The sequence below is a fragment of the Lacinutrix neustonica genome (genome assembly GCF_026625145.1).
In the GTDB taxonomy this organism is placed as follows: domain Bacteria; phylum Bacteroidota; class Bacteroidia; order Flavobacteriales; family Flavobacteriaceae; genus Lacinutrix; species Lacinutrix neustonica.
This window is the reverse complement of sequence record NZ_CP113088.1, coordinates 2698233-2716551: the sequence shown is the minus strand read 5'-3', so window position 1 is coordinate 2716551 and position 18319 is coordinate 2698233. Positions and strand designations below refer to the sequence as shown.

The following is an 18319-nucleotide window of genomic DNA, read 5'->3' as shown; positions in this document are numbered from 1 at the left end:
TTTATTTTTTTAAAGTGAAATAAAATGAGGTTCCAACATTTGGCTCACTATTTAACCAAATTTCACCTTCATGCAGATTGACAATTTTTTTAACAATTGACAATCCTACACCTGTAGAGTCTTTACTTTTATTAAGAGCATGAAATATTTTAAATATTTTATCATGAAACTTTTTGTCTATACCAATACCATTATCTTGTATAGAAAACTTATAATGACTTTTTAAGTCCTCAACATCAATGATTATGCTTCCTATCTCTTTATCTATAAACTTTACAGCGTTACTAATTAGGTTTTGAAATAGTTGTTGCAATTTTGTTTTATCCCCTTTTACAACAGGTAAACTATTTGAAATTTTAATCTCAATATTTTCCGGCACATAGAGCATTGTAAGTAACTCATTAACTAAGCTATTTAAATTTACATTTACTTTCTCTGTATTATCTGCACCAACACTTGAATAATTTAAAACATCTGTTATAAGCTGTTCCATTTTTTCTAAAGTTGTTTCTATGTGTGCGAAATTCTGCAAGCTTATGTCATCTAGTTTACCTTTATTATCTTCTTTTAACCAGCTTACTAATGCATAAATACTGCGCAATGGTGATTTTAAATCATGAGAAACAATGTGAGCGTATTCTTGTAACTCGTCATTACTTTTTTCTAATTTTTCTAAAAGTTTTTCTTTTTGAAATTCTAAACTTTTTAATTCTGTAATATCTAAATGAATCCCAATAGATCCAACAACCTCTCCTTCTAAATTGTAATTTGGCGCTCCACTTATTAACCAATACCTTATTTCTCCTGCTTTATTTTTTACTTTAAGCTCATAAGAATTTGATTGGCCTTTTTTACGTTTTTCGTTTTCTTGAACTATGGTTTCAACACCATTTTCTACTGCAAAAACCTGACCTCCTTTTTTTCCAATTAATTCATGTGCAGAATAACCCGATATATCTTCAAAGCTTTGGTTAACCATTAGGATTTCGTCGTTATTATTTACTTCAACTAATCCTAAATTCATGTTTGCAATAATGCTGTAATATTTTTGTTTTTGTTTTTCTAGGCTTTTACTGTATGTTTTATTTAGAGTTACATCTCTATAAGCCCACAGATGGCCTTTATATTTATCATCTTCTACTATAGGAATAAAATCTCTTTCTAGAATTTTGCCGTTAGTCATCACCAGCTCATCTGCCAAAACAATGGTTTTACTTTTTAAAATCTCTTCAATCCTTAAAACAAAAGATTCGGATTTTCAAACTGTAATTTACTTTGCTCTGCTGCATTAGAGCAGTCCTGCCCAACTAATAGGTCAGGAGCTACAGGAATACTAAACAGTTGGCAAAATCTTTTGTTTGTTAGTGCTATTCTTCGGTTTTGATCTTCTAATAAAATACCACTATCTAAATTTAAAATTAAAGCTGACAATCTGTTTTCAGACTCTATTAATTTTTCTTCGGATGCTTTTTGGTCTGATATATCTCTAACAATGCCTTGTGCCGCCATTGGTTTTTTTTCTTTATCAAAAATAATACTAGCATTTATGTGTACCCATTTTACATCTTTAGATTTGGTGTATATTCTAGCTTCATAATTTTTAAAAAAACCTTTGGTCTGTAAATCTGTAAAAGAGGATATTGCATACTGATAATCTTTATAGTAAATTAGATCAACCACATTTACAGCTTCTTTACTAATATCATAACCAAATAACCTGGTCGCTGCTTCGTTAAACTTCAACACATTTCCTTCTAGATCCATAACAACGTATGCATCTACAATATTTTCAAAAACACCTTGTAACTGAGAAGATTTTTGATCGAGAAGTTCTTCTAATTTTTGAGATGTTAAATAAAGTTCTCTCGGACTTTTCTTCCAGAATTTTCTCAGCTGCTTTTCTTGCAGCTTTTTCACGTTTAAGAGCCCTTTGTAGTATATCTAATTGATCTTGGCTCATTAATTTTTATTAATAATAAATCTTACTTCTGTTCCGTCTTCTTTAACCTTTTCTAATGTGATAATTGCTTTTGAATTAAAGTGCTCAAACGTTTTATTCATTAATCCTAAACCAAAATGATGCATGGCTCTACTAGATTTATATATCATTATTAATGAATCCTCTGTTTTTTGAACTACTACAAAAGTTGGTAATTCTGCATCTGGATATATTTTTCTTACCTCTACATGAATATGATTTTCTATAGAAGAGATCATTTCTATAGGGTCCTTATAAGTTGCTAAAAGTCCTGGATAACTGTCTTCTATTACTTTAAAAAAATGTTCTCCATATACCAATAATAGATTATCTATTGAAATACCAGTGTTTATGCTTAAATGCTGTAATAATTGTAGCATTTCTGAAAAACTATAAGTACCAACTGCTGTATATATCCCTTTTGATTCTAAATCAGAATTAGAAATCATACGATCTACCATTTCTAAACCAAACTTATCTTCAACTAACTCTAAAAATTCAGTAAAAACGATGCCTTTCATATTTTAAACTACTATTAATTCGTTCACACTCCAATATGCTAATAATTTTTCAATTTTACTAACATAGTCCTCATATTTTAATGGCTTTATTATATATCCAGCAACACCAGTTTTATAACATTCCAGTAAGTCTTTTTGATTATTAGATGTTGTTAAAATTATTGTTGGTATGTACTTTAGCACAGCATCTTTTTTTAAGATATTTAAAAACTCAATACCATTTATTTTAGGCATGTTTAAATCTAATAAAATTATATCGGGTAAGTTATCTTTTTGCTCTAATATTTGCAGTGCTTCTTCACCATTGTTTGCTTCTATAATTTTATGATCTAATTTTAAAGTAGAAATTGTTCTGTTCAATTTCATTATTTCTATCATGTCGTCCTCAATCAGGAGGATTTTGAGTTTCTTAATCATTAGGAGGGTTTTATTATGAATAAGAGCGAAATTACCTCATTTCTAAGAGAAGAGTTATTCATTTCGATTACACTGCGTTTAATGTAGATGAATAACGCTTAAGTGTAGACGAATGGTAATTGGTCTTTTTTAGGTTTTGCAATACTCTATTGATTTTATAGTGCTTTTTTGAGTAGTACACTTATTACTTTCAAGTTCTTGAAGAAAAATTAATGAATATCTATCTTCATTTTTTTATTCAAGTCCAATTCAAAGCACGATATAAACTCTAAATGTTTTAAGTTATTATATAAAATTCTACAATGCTTAATTTTGACATCATGAGTTTTAGATATCTCTTCATTAGAGGCACCACTTTTTTTTGAATATAACATTGAAATTATAGGAAGTGCTTTAAAATTCATTTTTGATAATTTGTTTAATTTCTATTCAAAATTAACAGTAAGTCCTCATCAAATTGACAAATTTCTTTCAACTCAAGCTTTGTATCGATTAATGGTAGATAACTTTAGATAAATGATTTCTAAAGATTTAATTCTTGTCGTTTTTTTTTAGTCATTCCTTTTACAACCATATCATAAGAATGGTCAATGAGTGCCATTATCAATTTTGGAGATAATTCTCCTTTGTAAATGTCCAGGGTATTCCAATGCTTTTTATTCATATGAAAACCAGGTTGAATACTTTCGTACGCAGCTCGAAGCTCCAAAGCGTACTCCGGATTCGCTTTTAAATTTATTGAGGCCAAGCCTTTTTCCCATTGATCTAATGGTGCTAAGGCGAACATTTTTCCCACCACTTTAAAAACTAAAGTATTTTTATCAAAGGGGAAATCTTCTGTAGTTCCGGATTTACTTAAACAATAATCGCGAAGGTATTCAATATCCATCCATTTAAACTTTAGTTAAATTGAATCTTCTTTATATTTGGGTCTTTTATTTAAAGCACGTTTCCTTGACAGCCTCTTTTTATTCTTACTGACTATAATAATCGGTGGAATATCTAAACTTTCCAAAGTATCATTTAAGTAATCCAGTAAGCTTTTCATAATCTAAATTTAAAACTTGACAACTAAAATTAGAAAAAATTACCGATAAAGGATGACTCTATTGAATAAATTGAATTTTGTATCGATTAAACATCACTGTTATTAGTATTATTCTAGTGCCTTTATATCACGCTCTTCAACTTTTAGAGCGGTATAGTCTAATTTCCATCCTATGGTTTGCACTATACCTTCTATAAGTAATACCGATTCTAAAGCTTCTTTTTGTGCGATTTGAAACAAGCCACTTTCGGGGACTTTTTCCCTAATGTGTGATTTAGCTTCATTATGTAAAGCGGTTAAATCGTGGGCTTCAAATTTGTTAAATAAACCATCTTTTTTGTCGTAATATTTAAGATTTGTTTCAATAGACAATATTTCAGGTGTTGGAAAGTGATTTAAAACCACCGTTTTTGTAATGGCATTTGCAGTCATATCAATTTTTGATAAATCGAAACCCACGTAAGCTTTTGCATCGATAATAACTAAGGCTCGTTTTCGGCTTGATATTAATTTTAAGAAACGTTCCTTTACGTTTTCATAATGATAGATTTCAGCAAAATCGCCTTCAACCGTAATAAATTTGCACACTTTTTTAATCTTATCTAATAAAATAACAGATTGTGATTGTGCTAATTTTTTAGTCTCAACATGTTTTATATAAGTCGTTACTCCTAAAGAAGCAATAATGCCAAATATGATTGCAAATAAAATTTCCATATTAATCTATCTTGTATAAAACAGGTTTACTAGGCGTGGCATCATTTTCGAAGGGTGCAATTTGAAGGTTTAAAATATAACTACCATCTTTCACTTTATTAGGTACATAAATAAGTTCTGTGATGGTCGCTTCGGTTCGTATGTTTCCATGAACATCCCAAAAAGCCTTGTGTGCTAATAATTGTCCTTCATCTTTCTCTTTATCTACACTTGGTAAATCTATAAGTAAATGAAGAATGCCTTTCTCGCGCATATAAACCGCAGCTTCCTCGGTTAAATACGGCCAATTCGTATTAGAATACTGTCTTGATTTTTTATCTTTAGTATTGGGCATGGTTCTAATAACTAAGGCTTACGGTGTTTTGCGTGGTAATAGAAATTGCACTTGCTTTTTAGAAATAATGCGATCATCCCCTTTAATTTCAGGCGCTACAGTGATCACTTCGGCAGTAAACATAAAACGTTTTAGGCATTTATTAATGCTATAAAAAGTCTCAGTAATGTGCCCAACACATTCCGTGTGTGTACCATGTGCATGAGGATTAAAGGCAATGTTATTAAAGTTTACCGAAGCACCCTTTTTCACACTTGCAATCCATTTTCCCAACACTACAGGTTCTATTTTAGGTTCCTCAATATACCAAGCATTTGCATTCGTTTTTGACGCGCGTAGCGGCATTGAAATATCCAATGGTTTAGATAAATCGATAGTATAGTTTTTATCTTGTAAAATTGTTATCAAACTGTATTAATTTTAAATAAATCTGAAGCAATGCCATCGCTCAAAAATTTTCCTTTTTTAGTAACAAAAAGGGTTTCCTTATCAATATACAACAATTGTTCCTTGATGTGTTTACGGGCTTGTTGAAAAAGATAATTTTCAAAAACTGGTCCAAATTCCGCTCTTACCTTTTGCATAGAGACGCCCCAAACCGTACGTAAACCTGTCATGACATACTCATTATATTGATCGGCTGTTGTCAATATTTCTATTTCTATAGGCAACTCATGATTCTGAATGGACTTAATATATTTTATATTATTCCGCACATTCCAACCGCGTCGTTGACCATCAAAAGAATGTGCAGATGGCCCAATACCAATATAAGATTTACCTTGCCAATACGCCGAATTATTTTTACTAAAATAACGGTCTTTTCCAAAGTTAGACAATTCATAGTGCACAAAATTGTTGGCTTCCAAACTATCAATCAACATATAAAATTGCTCTTGTGCTAAAGCATCGTCAACGTCATCAATTATTCCTTTAGCAATAAAAGCCGCTAATGCTGTTTTGGGCTCTACCGTTAAGGCGTAACTGGAAATATGATTGACACCAAAACTTAAAGCAGTGTCAATATTAATTTGCCATTCCTCATTAGTGGTACCAGGAATCCCATAAATTAAATCCAGTGAGATATTATCAAAATATTTGGTTGCTTGTTCCAAACAGGCTTTTGCCTCGGTTGCATTGTGGGCCCGATTCATAAGCTTTAGGTCCTTTTCAAAGAAAGATTGAATGCCAATGCTTAACCTATTGATACCAATGTCTCTGTAAGATTTAAATATGGACTTCGATTGTCTTTCGTCTGCACTTAATACAACAGTAGTATTCGCTACTATTAAATCGTCTCGGATTTGCTTCTAAAGTTATTTCGGGATGGTTTGATACGGTATAGTTCTTGAAAATGGCATCTATAATGCGTTTTAATTCTTCTCCGGACAACAAACTTGGTGTACCACCACCAAAGTAAATGGTTTCTACCGTACTATTTTTAAACTCATTTTTTCGTAATTCAAGTTCTGAAATTAATGCCAAAATAAGTTCATCCTTCATTTTTAAAGACGTCGAAAAATGAAAGTCACAATAGTGGCAGGCTTGTTTACAAAAGGGGATGTGAATGTATATACCTGCCATTTAGTTTTTAGTTTTTGATCGCAATAGACCATGCATAACATCAATTTTAAAAGTAAATAGTATTGTAAAATGCATTTTTAAATAGGCGTTTTTAATAGGAATTCATTGAAAAACACGGTTGTCACTTATACTTCTCACTGCTTACTTCTTTACCCGCTTCTCATTCTGCTTTACAAAAGCGCTCCAACCCGTATAACTTTTACCAATCTCTACGCGGCCTTGATTATAGAAATGACACACTGCAGCCCCCAATCCATCCATGGAATCTAAATTTTTCGGTAAGGTTTTAAGTCCGAGCATACTTTGTAACATTTTCGCCACTTGCTCTTTACTGGCATTCCCATTACCCGTAATGGCCATTTTTATTTTTTTAGGCGCATATTCTGTAATTGGGATCTCACGCGATAAGCCTGCTGCCATAGCCACTCCTTGAGCACGGCCCAGCTTAAGCATACTCTGTACGTTCTTACCAAAAAAAGGAGCTTCAATAGCTATCTCATCGGGATGGTGCGTATCTATCAATTCTATGGTACGTTCAAAAATGAGTTTTAATTTTAAGTAATGGTCATCGTATTTTTTTAAATCGAGTTCATTAAGCTGTAGGAAATACATCTTTTTTTTGACCACTTTTATGAGACCGAAACCCATTATGGTCGTTCCTGGATCAATACCTAAAATTATTTTTTCTTCTGTCATTTAGTTGCAATATGCACATCCACTTAAAGAAACCGAAACACCAACGGTCGCTGTAAATAAATTGCCATTAAAGGACCCAAAACCTTTTAAAATGGGATCAAATTCTTTACCAAAACCTAGAACATAAGAGCCATCAACAAAAACGGAAACCGTTCTCGGATAGTGCTTTATGTAATTCTAAACCTCCCATGACATTTAAAAAAGACGTGTTATTCTCTTTATAAAAACCGAGTGGTTTAATTGAAGAATACCCAGGACCTGCATGAAAAACTAAGCCCATACCAATAGGTAAGAACGTGAAATCTGAGGTGCTGTCGTAAACTATTTGTGCATTAATGCGGGTATAATTAATTTTAAATTCGGTGACTCTTCTGCATTAGAAAATCGGTTATATCCCAAATCTAGCTTAACCCCCACTTTTCTTTTTAGCATGCGTTGCACCCCTAAATTAATTGTAGGAAAATTGACGCCATTGGCGACAAAAGGTTTTACTAAGCCGTCTTGTCCAGGACCATTAATGCCTACAGCAATCAATGCCTTCCATTTGCTCGTTTCCCTTTGTGCATAACTGTGGTTTATGAAAAGGAATAATACACTAAAAAAAGTAAGATATTTAATTAAGGCTTTCATTATATAATATTTGGTTTAATTTGCATGGTGAAAAACACCTAATATTTGTACAATACAGTATCCTACAAAACTAAACAATTCTTTTTTGTACTTATTAAATTAAGTATCGTTGTTGCCGCATTTTATTTTATGTACAACAAATTAGTTAATAATGGCACTCTTGATTTTGCGGAATTTATTAATATTTTGAATAAAAAAAATGTTTTTTCTGTGGAAAACATCTTCTTTTTAATCTTTTTATCCCTTTTTAACTGGTTTTTTGAAATTTTCAAATGGAAAATTTTGGTGACTTCGATTAAGGAAATCACTTTTTTTGAAGCGCTTCAACAAAGTTTAGGAGCATTCACTGCTTCTCTTTTTACACCCAATCGTATAGGAGAATACGGTGCTAAAGCAGTCTATTACACCAAAAATTATCGTAAAAAAGTCTTGCTTTTAAACTTATTAAGTAATGTTATGCAAATGGGTGTTACTATCGTGATGGGTTGTGTTGGGTTTTGGTTATTTATCTCTAAATATGCGTTAGATATTAATTATGTTAAAGTCTCAAGATACTTCATTATAATCGCCGTCATTTCAACTATTATTGTTATCGTACTCAAAAAAACGCAATATAAAATAAAAGGTTTTCCTTTTGAAAAAATTAAAAATTTCATAAAAAAACTAAGTTTTAATCTCAAAGTTTTAGCCGTAATCCTTTCCTTTATTCGATATGGAACATTCTCCTTTCAGTTTTACTTTCTACTACACCTCTTTGGTACTCCATTAGCCTATTACGAGGCGATGATCGTTATTACAACATATTATTTATTGGTTTCGGTGGCACCCACCATTTATTTGTTTGATGTGGTTATAAAAGGCAGTGTTGCGGTATATCTATTCTCCTTTACAGATATTAACGACATTTCTGTTTTATGTATAGTTACCTTAATGTGGTTGCTTAATTTTGTAATCCCTAGCCTATTTGGCAGCTACTTTGTGCTTCGTTTTAACCTTCCAAAACAAGATGTTTCATGTTGAGTTTAAGCATTATTATCATAAGCTTTTGTTACGTCATTCTTATTTTAAGTTTAACCTATGGCTTTAATAAAGTAAAAGCGTTTAAGCCCAAAGACAACCAACAAAAAACCACATTCACAGTGGTCATCCCTTTTAGAAATGAAGCTGAAAATTTAGAAGTGTTAATAAATTCTATGACATCCCTCCATTACGACAAAGCGAAATATGAAGTGATTTTAGTAGACGATGCTTCTGAAGATGATTCCGTTGCCATTATTACACAATTACTCTCAAAAGAGCCTTTTAACAAGCTTGAAAGCTCCTTTTCAATAGTCAAGAATGACAGAGCCACAAACGCGCCAAAAAAAGACGCGATCACTTCTGCGGTAGCCATTGCCAATCATGATTGGATTGTAACTACAGATGCCGATTGTATTTTACCAAAATATTGGCTCGCAACTTTTGACGCCTACATTCAGGAACATCAACCCAAAATGATGGTGGCACCAGTAACCTATCATACAACAGATTCTTTTTTAAAACGCTTTCAATTGCTCGATTTTTTAAGTCTCATGGGCGCCACCATTGGTGGTTTTGGAATTCATCACCCCTTTTTGTGTAATGGGGCAAATTTAGCTTATCGCAAATCTCTATTTCAAGAGGTGAATGGTTTTCTAGGCAATAGTAATATTGCCAGTGGAGATGATATTTTTTTATTGGAAAAGGCTTTAAAGACAGATAAAAAGAGTGTGCATTATATAAAAGCCCATACTGCCACTGTACTCACAAAAGCCCAACCAAATTGGAAAAGCTTGGTCTCACAGCGTAAACGTTGGGCTGCAAAGACATCAAATTATCACTCTGCTTTTGGAAAGTTAACCGGCGTACTTGTTTTGTTGATGAATGCTACAGTAATTGTTAGTTGTATTCTAGCATTATGCACAGCACTGCACTGGTTTGTTTTTCTAGTGGTTTTCTTTTTAAAGTTAGTTTCAGATTTCCTGTTACTATATAAAACCAGTGTGTTTTTTAATCAAACCCGCTATCTACGATCATTTCTAGCAGCTGCTGTTATATATCCGTTCTTTAGTGTCTATATTGCTTTTAATTCATTGTTTACGAGCTATAATTGGAAAGAAAGACGGTTTAAGAAATAGGTCATTATTCATCTAAAATTTTTACATTTACAATTAAACCAATTCTCCATAATAATGAAAAAATTAATTTTTATTTTAATTTCCATGGCCTTTAGCGGTTTTGCGTTTGCACAACAAACCTACACCGTCAACAATGAAACCTTAGAGTTAAAAACAGAAGTTGAAGGTAACTTAGATTTACTATGGAATACGATTGATGGGCGCTACCGTTACTTTATTAAAACTACAGACGATTCTATTATTGAGCTTAAGAATACAAAGGGAACCGATAAAAAATTTCAGAATGAGTATCAAACGACATTAAACACCCTTACAAATACTGACGCTTCTCAAGTAAAGTTAACGACTTACAGCTTGAAACAATTTATTAACACATACAATGCTCAGGCAGACAGTAGTTATATCATTTCCGATGCTAAGACCAAGCTTAAACTTCGTTTGGGTATTTATGGTGGCGCCACTAACAACCCCTTTGTTGAGAATCCCAACAATGAAACCGTCCCTTTCTTTGGCTCGGAATTGGAAGTAGTATCTGATGCTTTAACCTCAAGACATGCCGGCTTTTTAAGTGTAAAATATGGTACAGAAAGTGATGCTTTTAAATATACGTCTACGCAGATTGCATTAGGGTACCGCTATCGTTTTATAAATAAAACGTCATTTAATATATATGGGCAAACAAAATTCGCATCACTAAGATGGTCAAATACCACCGTTACCAGTGTAACTTTGGTTGACGGCGTCTCTGTTATTAAAACAGAAGACGTTTCCAGTACGGCGTTCAATACGCCATTAACTTTTGGTTTAGGAGCAGATATTAAACTAGGTAAAGGTTATGTGTCTCTAGTTTACGATTCAATTTTTGGAATATTTGAAGACAATCAGGACAACTTCCCTATAGACTTTGCCATTGGCTATAAATTCAACTTGTAAATACGTGTATTGAAGCACCCATTAGATTGCGGGTTTGGAGTTAATTCACTTCAATAACAATGGGTAAGGTAAACGCAGATTTCACCGGTTGGTCCCGTTTGACAGCGGGCAACAACGCTGGTAAATGATCTAAACTCTTGGTTAAAATAGCTTCTATGTTTGGAATCGCTGCCTTGGTTTTTTCTTTTGCTGAAATCTTTTGGAGGTGTAATAGCCCTTTTTCAGAGATTAAAAACGCTAACACAATAGTATCAGTTAAGTCTTCATTGACAACAATCGTTTCTTGCTGTAACGCCTGAGATATATGATTAGATAAGGTGGTTTCAAAACAATCTTTCAATAGCTCTTTTGAGGATTCTGCATCACAGGTTTCAAAAACGGGATATATATCTATAGCATTCCAATTAAACGTCTTTAGTTCTTCCTTTAAAATAGTTTCTGAATCTATTTTTTTAGTATTAAAATACTCACAAGAGGTGAGTGTGAGGAGTAATATAAAAATTAATACGTTTCGCATAGGGTGATTAGATGCTGAAAAGTACAATATTTTATTCAATTTTTATTGCCTTCGGGAGACATGAATTGTTCTGTCTTTAATCGTTTTAATTTGTCTTCTGCCCATTTTTTAAATTGGCTATTGGGGTAGGCTTTAAGGTAATCTTCATATAGCTTAATCCTTGCCTCTATATCTTTGTAGTAACTATCTTTAGTTATTACTAGGGAAAACCTAGCACTTTCATTTTCAGGGTTTTCTTTCAGCGCTTTTTTAAAATACTTAACAGCATCTTCCGGTCTTTTCAAGTAGTTATAGACGGTGGCTAGTGTACTGTATTCTTTATCTAACGGCGCATCTTGAATTTCTAATGCGTGTTTTAAATTTAATTCTGCATTCCTATAGTCTTCAGCTTTAAAATATAAATCACCCAATCTATAACGATTAACACTGTTATTAGGCTCTAATTTAAGTGCTGCCTCTAAATTTAAAATGGCTTTTTCATACTCCAGCGCTCCGGAATAAGCATAACTTAATTTTTCGAAAATAAAGGGACTACGTTCTCCTAATTCAATAAGCGCTTCGAACCGCGACAATCGCTTTGTCGTAATACATTCTATTATAATAACTTTGTGCTTTCAAACTGATTAATAACACATTGCTAGGATATGTTTTAAGTCCTATATTTACAAAATGAAGCACCTCCTCATGTTGTCCCTTTTTTAGTCGGAACCGTGCTAACTTATAGATCGCTTTTTGATGCGTAGGATCAATAAAAAAAGCTTTTTCAAAATGCTCTTGCGCCTCTTTTTCTTGGTCTATGGCGCTTAAATTTACGCCCAGTTCATAATGGTAATTTGAGTTTAGGCTATCTGTTTTTACCAAAACTTCAAACAGTCTTGAAGCCTTCTTAAAATGCTTCGTTTTACCTAATAATTTGCCATAATCATACTTTAAAAGGGCACGGTCGCGGATCTCTAGAAACAGCATGACCATAATTAGCTAAGGCTTGGTCATAATTACCTATGGCTTGATAGGCTTTAGCCAGTTTATAGAACACCTCATTTTGGTCGCTATAGGTCTCCGGAAGATGAATCGCCTTTGTGTAATTACCATAAGCCATCAAACTATCACCAATACTTAAAACCGAAGACTGCGCTTCGGCTTTAACTATGACAATAAACACTAGAATTAGAAATTTAATCTTCAATGTTGAAATTTATGGGTAAGAAAAAAGTAACATTCACTGGTTTGCCGTCTTTTGTACCTGGATTAGCCTTTGGCAAAGCTCTAACAATACGATATGCTTCTCTTTCTAATAAGGGATGTGGTGCTCTTACTTTAATATTCGCTATTTCGCCAGTTTTAGTAATTGTAAAGAAGGCACTTATTCTCTGTTCACCTACTAACCCTGTTTTTTTTCCTGAAGTCATATCAAAGTTTGTGGCTACAAATTTATTTATAACACCACTAAAGCAGTCCTTCTTTTCTTCGTTACTTGAAAGCTCTTCACATTCGGGTAAAATGGCACATTTTCAACCACTGCAAAAGAGATGCAATCATCAAAATTTAAAGCTGTGGTCTCATTATCTTTTTTGACCTCTGTCTTAATATGCTTTAAACCGTCGGAAAGTATCAACGTATTGTAGTACTCGTCAGTATGTAAAAGTTTTGTAAGACTGTCAATAATTTTTTGCTCTTCAGCAGTAATATTATCTAAATCAGCAACATGTTTTCTAAGTTGAAAACTTTTCGACCAGTTTTCCCAGTTTTTAATGGCTTCGGTTTTTTCTTCACTTCTAAATAATCCTGATAACTTTCATTTGTAATGTTATCAAGTACATCTTCTTTAAACTTCTTTTTTTGTTCTGTCTTATCTTCCCCCTCAAAGTTTCTTTTGATCATGTCATTACATCTAACTATCCTTTGCGCTTTATTACGAATGTATTTGTCTCGTGTTTGAATATAATCTTCCGTTTCTTGAAATTCTGAGTAATAAGCAATTTTATCAGGACCAGAAAGGCCTCCCACTTTTGCGTCAATATCCATTACCTCTTGAATATACTTTTGTAATAAAGCTTCTTCAGTAAGATCAGAAGTCGCAACTTTCGATTCGTTTATATCACTCCCTGATAGTTGTGAATCACAAGACGTGTATACCAGCATCCCTGTGATTAAAGGGATTAATAAGGCATACTTTAATAAATGGATTTGTTTTGATTTGTTTTTACTTAACATAATGATTCGTTTTTTGATTAATGATTCTTTAAAAAATGGATTGATGAAGGATACCGTTTTGGTATCAAAAACTTGAGCGAGTAGATTCTCGTAATAGGATTTTTTATTATTGTGCTTGATGGCTTCGGCATCTGCAATAAATTCGTGTACAATAGAAATTCGTTTTTGGTAGAAATAGATAAGCGGATTGAACCAAAAAAGAATTCGGAGCAGTTCAAAAAATAATAAATCCAAGCTATGTTTTTGAATCACATGTACTTGTTCATGTGCGATAATAGCCTCTTTTTCTCCTGCTGCAATTTTATCTCCTAGAAAAATAAAGTTAAAAAAAGAAAATGCTGAATTATTATTTTTAAGCATTACAATGGATATGTTTTCATACTTATGTTTTGGGCTTTTGTAAACCAAAAATAGAATTTTGCTTAATTTAAAAAAGAAAAGCAATAGGGCTACTGCACAGCCTAAATAAATAAGGAAAGACCAAGACCATGAAAAGGTACTGGCCGCTTCAACTGCTCGAGACATCGCTGAAGGTGCTTCTTTAGCGTTTCCAATAAAAACTTCGGGCAAAGTAAGTATATATTGTTGTGGCATAACTTCCTTAAAACTATTAATTTTTATAAATGGAAGCGCTAAGGATAATACAGCTGACATGAGTAAGTAAGCTCTATTGTAATTAAAAAAAGTTTCTTTTTTAAGAAAAAAATCAAAAATGCACAGAAATAATAACTGAAACGCTAAGGTTTGAAGGATATAATGTAACATAACTATTCTTTTTTATTAATATCTTTTAAAATAGACTCCATCTCGTTTAAACTAATGTCATTCTTTTTCATAAAAAAAGAGACCATACTTTTAAAAGACCCTTGAAAATAATTATCTACCAACTTATTAATAGATTGATTACTATAGACTTCTTTTTTTAACAATGGGAAATAAATATGCCCCTTACCTTGTTTTTTATAGTCTACAAAACCTTTGCTTTCTAAAATTCTAACAATAGTTGATACCGTATTATAGGCGGGTTTAGGTTCGGAAGCTGCTCTATTATTTGTTTCACATTGGCCGTGTCCAATTGCCACAATACGTGCATGATGTCCTCTTCTGCCTTTGTTAATTGTTTCATAAAATTATTTTTAAAATTCGTGCTTTTAGCCACATTACGAATATTCAAATATAACTAAAATTTTAGTTCAAACTAGGTTTTTAGTTTAAAAATATAGATTTTTTTTTATCACCTTCATTATAATGCTCGAAATTAGTGGCATAAATTTCACAGTGCATATTACTTTTAATGTAAGTGTATTTACCTCGTAGAAGCATTATCATTGAGTTATTACATCTAGAGCCAAGGCGTTTGGATGAAATAGATTTTAAAACAACGTTAAAATTACCATTAGACGCTTCTGCTGGTATTAAGACTAGAAGCTTTAATACAACCCACTGTACCATTGGAGTTATCACCTGCTTCTTTTGGCAGTATTCCCAAGCTCTGTCCTGATCTGATCTACTCTAAAAAGAAGAAACCTTATGGATTTCGAGAGAAAGCCATAAGGTTAGTGTAAATGTGCTATTACCAACTAAATTCTTATTCGAATCTAGCTAATGATTGTTGATACTTCAAATATAATAAAGTAATTATAGTGCTTTACGGAAAAAACCGTAAGCTGTTTACGGAAAAAACCGTAGATACTAATGGAGACAAGCGTTCGATAAGAATAAAAAAAAATAAAATAATTAAAATTTTAACATTTTACACCATTTTAGACCCTCTCAGCTAATAAAACCTTTGCTTTTTGCCTCTTCCATTAATGTTTCATCCTTCCCATCATCGACCGCAAAAATAATTTTTAGGTGCTTTTTTCGTTTTTCGATAGCACTTAAAGACATATTAACATGTTTGGCAATGTCTTTCGTTTTAATACCTGTAGAAATAAGGTATAAAATTTCATGGTTAATACTATCGATATCAATTTTATACGGTTGCATCTTTTTTATTATGGTATTCACGGTACTGCTATAAAAAACCTCATGATTTAATACGCGTTGAAAGGCACTGGATAGTTCGCTGGCAGTGAGGTCACTTTTAATTAAAAAGCCCTCCGGGTTAATTTCGTTTAAAATTTTATTAATTCTATACGATTCCTCAAACATAGTTAAAATAATCACTTTAGATTGTGGTGAATTGTCATTCACATAAGCTGCCAAATCCATTCCTGATTGATAGCGGCCATCACTAGAGGCAGGAATACTAACATCAAAGAAATAAATATCATAAGGCTTTTTAATATCTATGGAATATTTAATCGCCTTTATAGATTCATCTGCATTGGATGCCACATCAATAATAAGGTTTTGAGACTCTTTTTTAGTGGCCAATAAGGTGTTTTGATACCCTTCAATAATCATTGGATGATCATCAGTCATTAAAATTCTAATTGTTCTTTGCTCCATGTATTTGAGGGATTTTGTAAGGGCTTATTTTACTGGAATTTCTATTTCAACTGTGGTTCCTTGGTTTTTAATAGTTTTTAAATGAAATGTTGCATTAATTTCTTCCACTCTAGACTTAATGTTCTTCAAACCAATACCATCTTTAACTTTTTCGTTTTCAAATCCTTTTCCATTATCACTAATGGTTAAAGATAATGAATTATTATCTTCATTAATGGTAATAGAAACTAAACTAGCCTCGGCATGCTTATAGATGTTTTGTAGCGATTCTTGCGTAATTCTATAGATATGAACTTTTGTTTTATTCGATACCAAATCCCAATTAATTGATTTGGTGATCGCAATAGAATGCGCTAAACCATAAGCTTCACATTGCGTTTCAACTAAGGTGTTAATAATATCAGAAAAACTGGAATTGGAAACGAAATCGGTATTTAAGTCGTGTGAGACTTTACGGATATCAAATTCAATCTCTTTAAGCTCATTAATATAATTACTCCGCCTCGTAATTGCATCATCTGTTTTTACGACATTTAAATTATCCAAATTGAGTCGCACCCCGAACAAACGCCCTAAAATACCGTCGTGAATGTCCTGAGAAATTCGCTTTTTTTCAACCGCTCGGCCTCATCCATTTTATCCTGCTGCGAGAGCATGAGGTTGTAAATTTCTTCGTTTGCCTGTTGTTGTTGTTGTGCTAATTGTAATTCTTTAATTTTCTCACGTCTGGTTTTAACAACATAGAATAAAAGTAAGGTTATGGCTAAAATAGACGACGCTACAATTAAAAGAATATTCTGTCTCGGAAACGATCTCTTTCTCTTTTTGAATTTTATCTGTCTCTAAGTTAATTCTCGCAAATTTGTTTCTTATAGACCTTTCAGCTGAGATCAAACTATCATTAAGTTTAATGTGCTCCTTTAAAAAAAATTCTGAAGAGTCTCTTTTTAAAGAAGCATTAAATACTAGCGTTTCTAATAAAAAGTCATTCATTTTATAACTCTTCGATATTTTATATGCTTTATCAATATACTTTTTAGCAGAATCTGTTTCTTTAATACTTTCAAAATATTTACTCAAATAGAAATATGTATATATCTCTGTTACATAATTATCAACAGCTTTAGATATTTCTATCGCCTCTCTAAAAGGTTTCTCAATGTCATTTTTATTTTTTATCCCACTTAGAAATTTCGAGTGTGCTCTATTGGATATTGTAGTTGCATAAAATGATGAGTCATAAGCCAAGAGGTTTTCATTCTCCAATATTTGACTATATTTATTAATTGCTGTTTCATAATCTCCTTTTCTTCTATAAATTGAAGCTATGCTTCCAGCTGTAGATAGTTTATAATAATATCCATCTTTTAATTTATTTGCATACTTCAATGCCAAATCATTATACTCTAGCGCTTTATCATATTGTTTCAATTTACGAGATATAATTCCTAATAGGTTGTGAATTAACCATAATGTCTGTAAGTTATCGTCGTTTCGGGAAGCCCTTCTATAAGTTTCTTAGCGTCTATCGCATTAATTTCACCCCCTATAAAATCGCGTTCAGCCATTTGAATATTGGCCATATTTAAAAGGACACCACCGGAATTAGAGTAGTCTTTGAGTCGCTTATAGACCTTAACAGCTTTAAAGTAATAATAATAAGCACTATCTTTCTTAACTTCACGATCATAAACATAACCAAGAATGTGATGTGCGTTAGCTATTGCTAACGAATCCCTCAAAGCTTGAGCTAATCTCAAGTTCTCAAAATTAATACGCTTTAATTCTATTAACTTATTATTTGTTAGATAAAGGTAAGACAGATTCTTGTTGCTCTTTAAAATAGTGGAATCTTTACCATATTGCTTTGATAATACTATGGCTCTTTCAGCTAAAACTAGAGATTCTTGAAGTTCTATATTTTGATCATTTGATAATTCACGAAGCTTGAATATAGAATCAAGTAAGCGGTCTTTGGACTTAACTTGCGAAAAGGAAGCTGTAAAAGACAGAAAAAAAATAAAATATAAAAAAAAATGTCTAGACAATGCTTGAGATATATTTATTAAGTCAAATTTATGATAAATAAATAACCTTTATATAATTTATAATATTTCCTT

The 18319-nt window shown here is 32.3% G+C and carries 20 protein-coding genes and 4 pseudogenes; 3 read left to right on the top strand and 21 right to left on the bottom strand.

The genetic code is table 11. The annotated features are described in order from the left end of the window. Position 1: 1 nt before the first annotated feature. The 9 genes and pseudogenes from N7U66_RS14845 to N7U66_RS14805 all read right to left on the bottom strand — a co-directional run bounded on the left by N7U66_RS14845 (position 2) and on the right by N7U66_RS14805 (position 7925). A pseudogene (locus N7U66_RS14845) lies at positions 2 to 1960 on the bottom strand (PAS domain-containing sensor histidine kinase). Then, a complete protein-coding gene (locus tag N7U66_RS14840) occupies positions 1960 to 2499 on the bottom strand; it encodes a heme NO-binding domain-containing protein (RefSeq protein ID WP_267675953.1) in 540 nt (179 codons plus the stop codon). The pseudogene N7U66_RS14845 and the gene N7U66_RS14840 overlap by 1 nt, the downstream one beginning before the upstream one ends. A gap of 3 nt (positions 2500 to 2502) precedes the next feature. Next, on the bottom strand, positions 2503 to 2916 hold the full coding sequence (locus N7U66_RS14835) for a response regulator (RefSeq protein ID WP_267675952.1): 414 nt from the start codon (positions 2914 to 2916) through the stop codon (positions 2503 to 2505). Positions 2917 to 3439: 523 nt separating this feature from the next. After that, entirely contained in the window at positions 3440 to 3805 is a 366-nt protein-coding gene (locus tag N7U66_RS14830; protein WP_267675951.1) for an MmcQ/YjbR family DNA-binding protein, read from the bottom strand. Between the two features lie 267 nt (positions 3806 to 4072). Continuing rightward, positions 4073 to 4681: a DUF4230 domain-containing protein gene (locus N7U66_RS14825; protein WP_267675950.1), complete on the bottom strand. Its 609-nt coding sequence runs from the start codon at positions 4679 to 4681 to the stop codon at positions 4073 to 4075. 1 nt (position 4682) lies between these two features. Continuing rightward, a pseudogene (locus N7U66_RS14820) lies at positions 4683 to 5423 on the bottom strand (cyclase family protein). Further along, positions 5420 to 6599, bottom strand: a pseudogene (hemW, locus tag N7U66_RS14815) (radical SAM family heme chaperone HemW). Before hemW ends, N7U66_RS14820 begins: the two co-directional pseudogenes overlap by 4 nt. 141 nt (positions 6600 to 6740) lie before the next feature. Beyond that, complete coding sequence (gene ruvC, locus N7U66_RS14810) at positions 6741 to 7295, bottom strand: crossover junction endodeoxyribonuclease RuvC (protein ID WP_267675949.1); 555 nt, start codon at positions 7293 to 7295, stop codon at positions 6741 to 6743. A 321-nt stretch (positions 7296 to 7616) separates the two neighbouring features. Beyond that, a complete protein-coding gene (locus tag N7U66_RS14805) occupies positions 7617 to 7925 on the bottom strand; it encodes a hypothetical protein (RefSeq protein WP_267675948.1) in 309 nt (102 codons plus the stop codon). Between the two features lie 45 nt (positions 7926 to 7970). Here N7U66_RS14805 and N7U66_RS14800 point away from each other — a divergent pair, with 45 nt between their 5' ends. Genes N7U66_RS14800 through N7U66_RS14790 form a run of 3 tightly spaced genes read left to right on the top strand, consistent with a single transcriptional unit; the run spans position 7971 to position 11014 of the window. Continuing rightward, positions 7971 to 8945, top strand: coding sequence for a lysylphosphatidylglycerol synthase domain-containing protein (locus N7U66_RS14800; protein ID WP_267675947.1), 975 nt, complete (start codon positions 7971 to 7973; stop codon positions 8943 to 8945). Further along, positions 8939 to 10081 (top strand): glycosyltransferase family 2 protein, encoded by a 1143-nt coding sequence (locus N7U66_RS14795; protein ID WP_267675946.1) that lies wholly within the window; start codon positions 8939 to 8941, stop codon positions 10079 to 10081. Before N7U66_RS14800 ends, N7U66_RS14795 begins: the two co-directional genes overlap by 7 nt. Positions 10082 to 10135: 54 nt before the next feature. Next, positions 10136 to 11014 carry a hypothetical protein gene (locus N7U66_RS14790; protein ID WP_267675945.1) on the top strand — a complete coding sequence of 293 codons (879 nt, stop codon included), beginning with the start codon at positions 10136 to 10138 and terminating at the stop codon, positions 11012 to 11014. A gap of 40 nt (positions 11015 to 11054) precedes the next feature. Here the strand turns inward: N7U66_RS14790 and N7U66_RS14785 are convergent, their stop codons facing one another. The 12 genes and pseudogenes from N7U66_RS14785 to N7U66_RS14730 all read right to left on the bottom strand — a co-directional run bounded on the left by N7U66_RS14785 (position 11055) and on the right by N7U66_RS14730 (position 18247). Continuing rightward, complete coding sequence (locus N7U66_RS14785; RefSeq protein WP_267675944.1) at positions 11055 to 11531, bottom strand: hypothetical protein; 477 nt, start codon at positions 11529 to 11531, stop codon at positions 11055 to 11057. 35 nt (positions 11532 to 11566) lie between these two features. Further along, on the bottom strand, positions 11567 to 12103 hold the full coding sequence (locus N7U66_RS14780) for a tetratricopeptide repeat protein (protein WP_267675943.1): 537 nt from the start codon (positions 12101 to 12103) through the stop codon (positions 11567 to 11569). Next, positions 12078 to 12497 (bottom strand): tetratricopeptide repeat protein, encoded by a 420-nt coding sequence (locus N7U66_RS14775; RefSeq protein WP_267675942.1) that lies wholly within the window; start codon positions 12495 to 12497, stop codon positions 12078 to 12080. Before N7U66_RS14775 ends, N7U66_RS14780 begins: the two co-directional genes overlap by 26 nt. Then, on the bottom strand, positions 12454 to 12717 hold the full coding sequence (locus N7U66_RS14770; protein WP_267675941.1) for a tetratricopeptide repeat protein: 264 nt from the start codon (positions 12715 to 12717) through the stop codon (positions 12454 to 12456). Before N7U66_RS14770 ends, N7U66_RS14775 begins: the two co-directional genes overlap by 44 nt. Continuing rightward, positions 12707 to 12940 (bottom strand): energy transducer TonB, encoded by a 234-nt coding sequence (locus N7U66_RS14765; RefSeq protein ID WP_267675940.1) that lies wholly within the window; start codon positions 12938 to 12940, stop codon positions 12707 to 12709. Before N7U66_RS14765 ends, N7U66_RS14770 begins: the two co-directional genes overlap by 11 nt. A gap of 26 nt (positions 12941 to 12966) precedes the next feature. Then, complete coding sequence (locus tag N7U66_RS14760; RefSeq protein WP_267675939.1) at positions 12967 to 13146, bottom strand: hypothetical protein; 180 nt, start codon at positions 13144 to 13146, stop codon at positions 12967 to 12969. A 77-nt stretch (positions 13147 to 13223) separates the two neighbouring features. Further along, positions 13224 to 14399, bottom strand: coding sequence for a M56 family metallopeptidase (locus tag N7U66_RS14755; RefSeq protein ID WP_267675938.1), 1176 nt, complete (start codon positions 14397 to 14399; stop codon positions 13224 to 13226). A 113-nt stretch (positions 14400 to 14512) separates the two neighbouring features. Beyond that, positions 14513 to 14871 (bottom strand): annotated as a pseudogene (locus tag N7U66_RS14750) (BlaI/MecI/CopY family transcriptional regulator). A 647-nt stretch (positions 14872 to 15518) separates the two neighbouring features. Further along, positions 15519 to 16199: a response regulator gene (locus N7U66_RS14745; protein WP_267675937.1), complete on the bottom strand. Its 681-nt coding sequence runs from the start codon at positions 16197 to 16199 to the stop codon at positions 15519 to 15521. Positions 16200 to 16223: 24 nt separating this feature from the next. Continuing rightward, a complete protein-coding gene (locus N7U66_RS14740) occupies positions 16224 to 16745 on the bottom strand; it encodes a sensor histidine kinase (RefSeq protein ID WP_313791258.1) in 522 nt (173 codons plus the stop codon). Positions 16746 to 16931: 186 nt separating this feature from the next. Next, positions 16932 to 17663 carry a tetratricopeptide repeat protein gene (locus N7U66_RS14735; RefSeq protein ID WP_390886658.1) on the bottom strand — a complete coding sequence of 244 codons (732 nt, stop codon included), beginning with the start codon at positions 17661 to 17663 and terminating at the stop codon, positions 16932 to 16934. Then, entirely contained in the window at positions 17663 to 18247 is a 585-nt protein-coding gene (locus N7U66_RS14730) for a hypothetical protein (RefSeq protein WP_267675935.1), read from the bottom strand. The genes N7U66_RS14735 and N7U66_RS14730 overlap by 1 nt, the downstream gene beginning before the upstream one ends. Between the last annotated feature and the right edge of the window lie 72 nt (positions 18248 to 18319).

What these genes read in the sequence shown, in the direction of transcription:
- N7U66_RS14840 (WP_267675953.1), bottom strand. Translation starts at nt 2,499, where the DNA reads ATGAAAGGCATCGTTTTTACTGAATTTTTAGAGTTAGTTGAAGATAAG.
- N7U66_RS14835 (WP_267675952.1), bottom strand. Translation starts at nt 2,916, where the DNA reads ATGATTAAGAAACTCAAAATCCTCCTGATTGAGGACGACATGATAGAA.
- N7U66_RS14830 (WP_267675951.1), bottom strand. Translation starts at nt 3,805, where the DNA reads ATGGATATTGAATACCTTCGCGATTATTGTTTAAGTAAATCCGGAACT.
- N7U66_RS14825 (WP_267675950.1), bottom strand. Translation starts at nt 4,681, where the DNA reads ATGGAAATTTTATTTGCAATCATATTTGGCATTATTGCTTCTTTAGGA.
- ruvC (WP_267675949.1), bottom strand. Translation starts at nt 7,295, where the DNA reads ATGACAGAAGAAAAAATAATTTTAGGTATTGATCCAGGAACGACCATA.
- N7U66_RS14805 (WP_267675948.1), bottom strand. Translation starts at nt 7,925, where the DNA reads ATGAAAGCCTTAATTAAATATCTTACTTTTTTTAGTGTATTATTCCTT.
- N7U66_RS14795 (WP_267675946.1), top strand. Translation starts at nt 8,939, where the DNA reads ATGTTGAGTTTAAGCATTATTATCATAAGCTTTTGTTACGTCATTCTT.
- N7U66_RS14790 (WP_267675945.1), top strand. Translation starts at nt 10,136, where the DNA reads ATGAAAAAATTAATTTTTATTTTAATTTCCATGGCCTTTAGCGGTTTT.
- N7U66_RS14785 (WP_267675944.1), bottom strand. Translation starts at nt 11,531, where the DNA reads ATGCGAAACGTATTAATTTTTATATTACTCCTCACACTCACCTCTTGT.
- N7U66_RS14775 (WP_267675942.1), bottom strand. Translation starts at nt 12,497, where the DNA reads ATGCTGTTTCTAGAGATCCGCGACCGTGCCCTTTTAAAGTATGATTAT.
- N7U66_RS14765 (WP_267675940.1), bottom strand. Translation starts at nt 12,940, where the DNA reads ATGACTTCAGGAAAAAAAACAGGGTTAGTAGGTGAACAGAGAATAAGT.
- N7U66_RS14755 (WP_267675938.1), bottom strand. Translation starts at nt 14,399, where the DNA reads ATGTCAGCTGTATTATCCTTAGCGCTTCCATTTATAAAAATTAATAGT.
- N7U66_RS14745 (WP_267675937.1), bottom strand. Translation starts at nt 16,199, where the DNA reads ATGGAGCAAAGAACAATTAGAATTTTAATGACTGATGATCATCCAATG.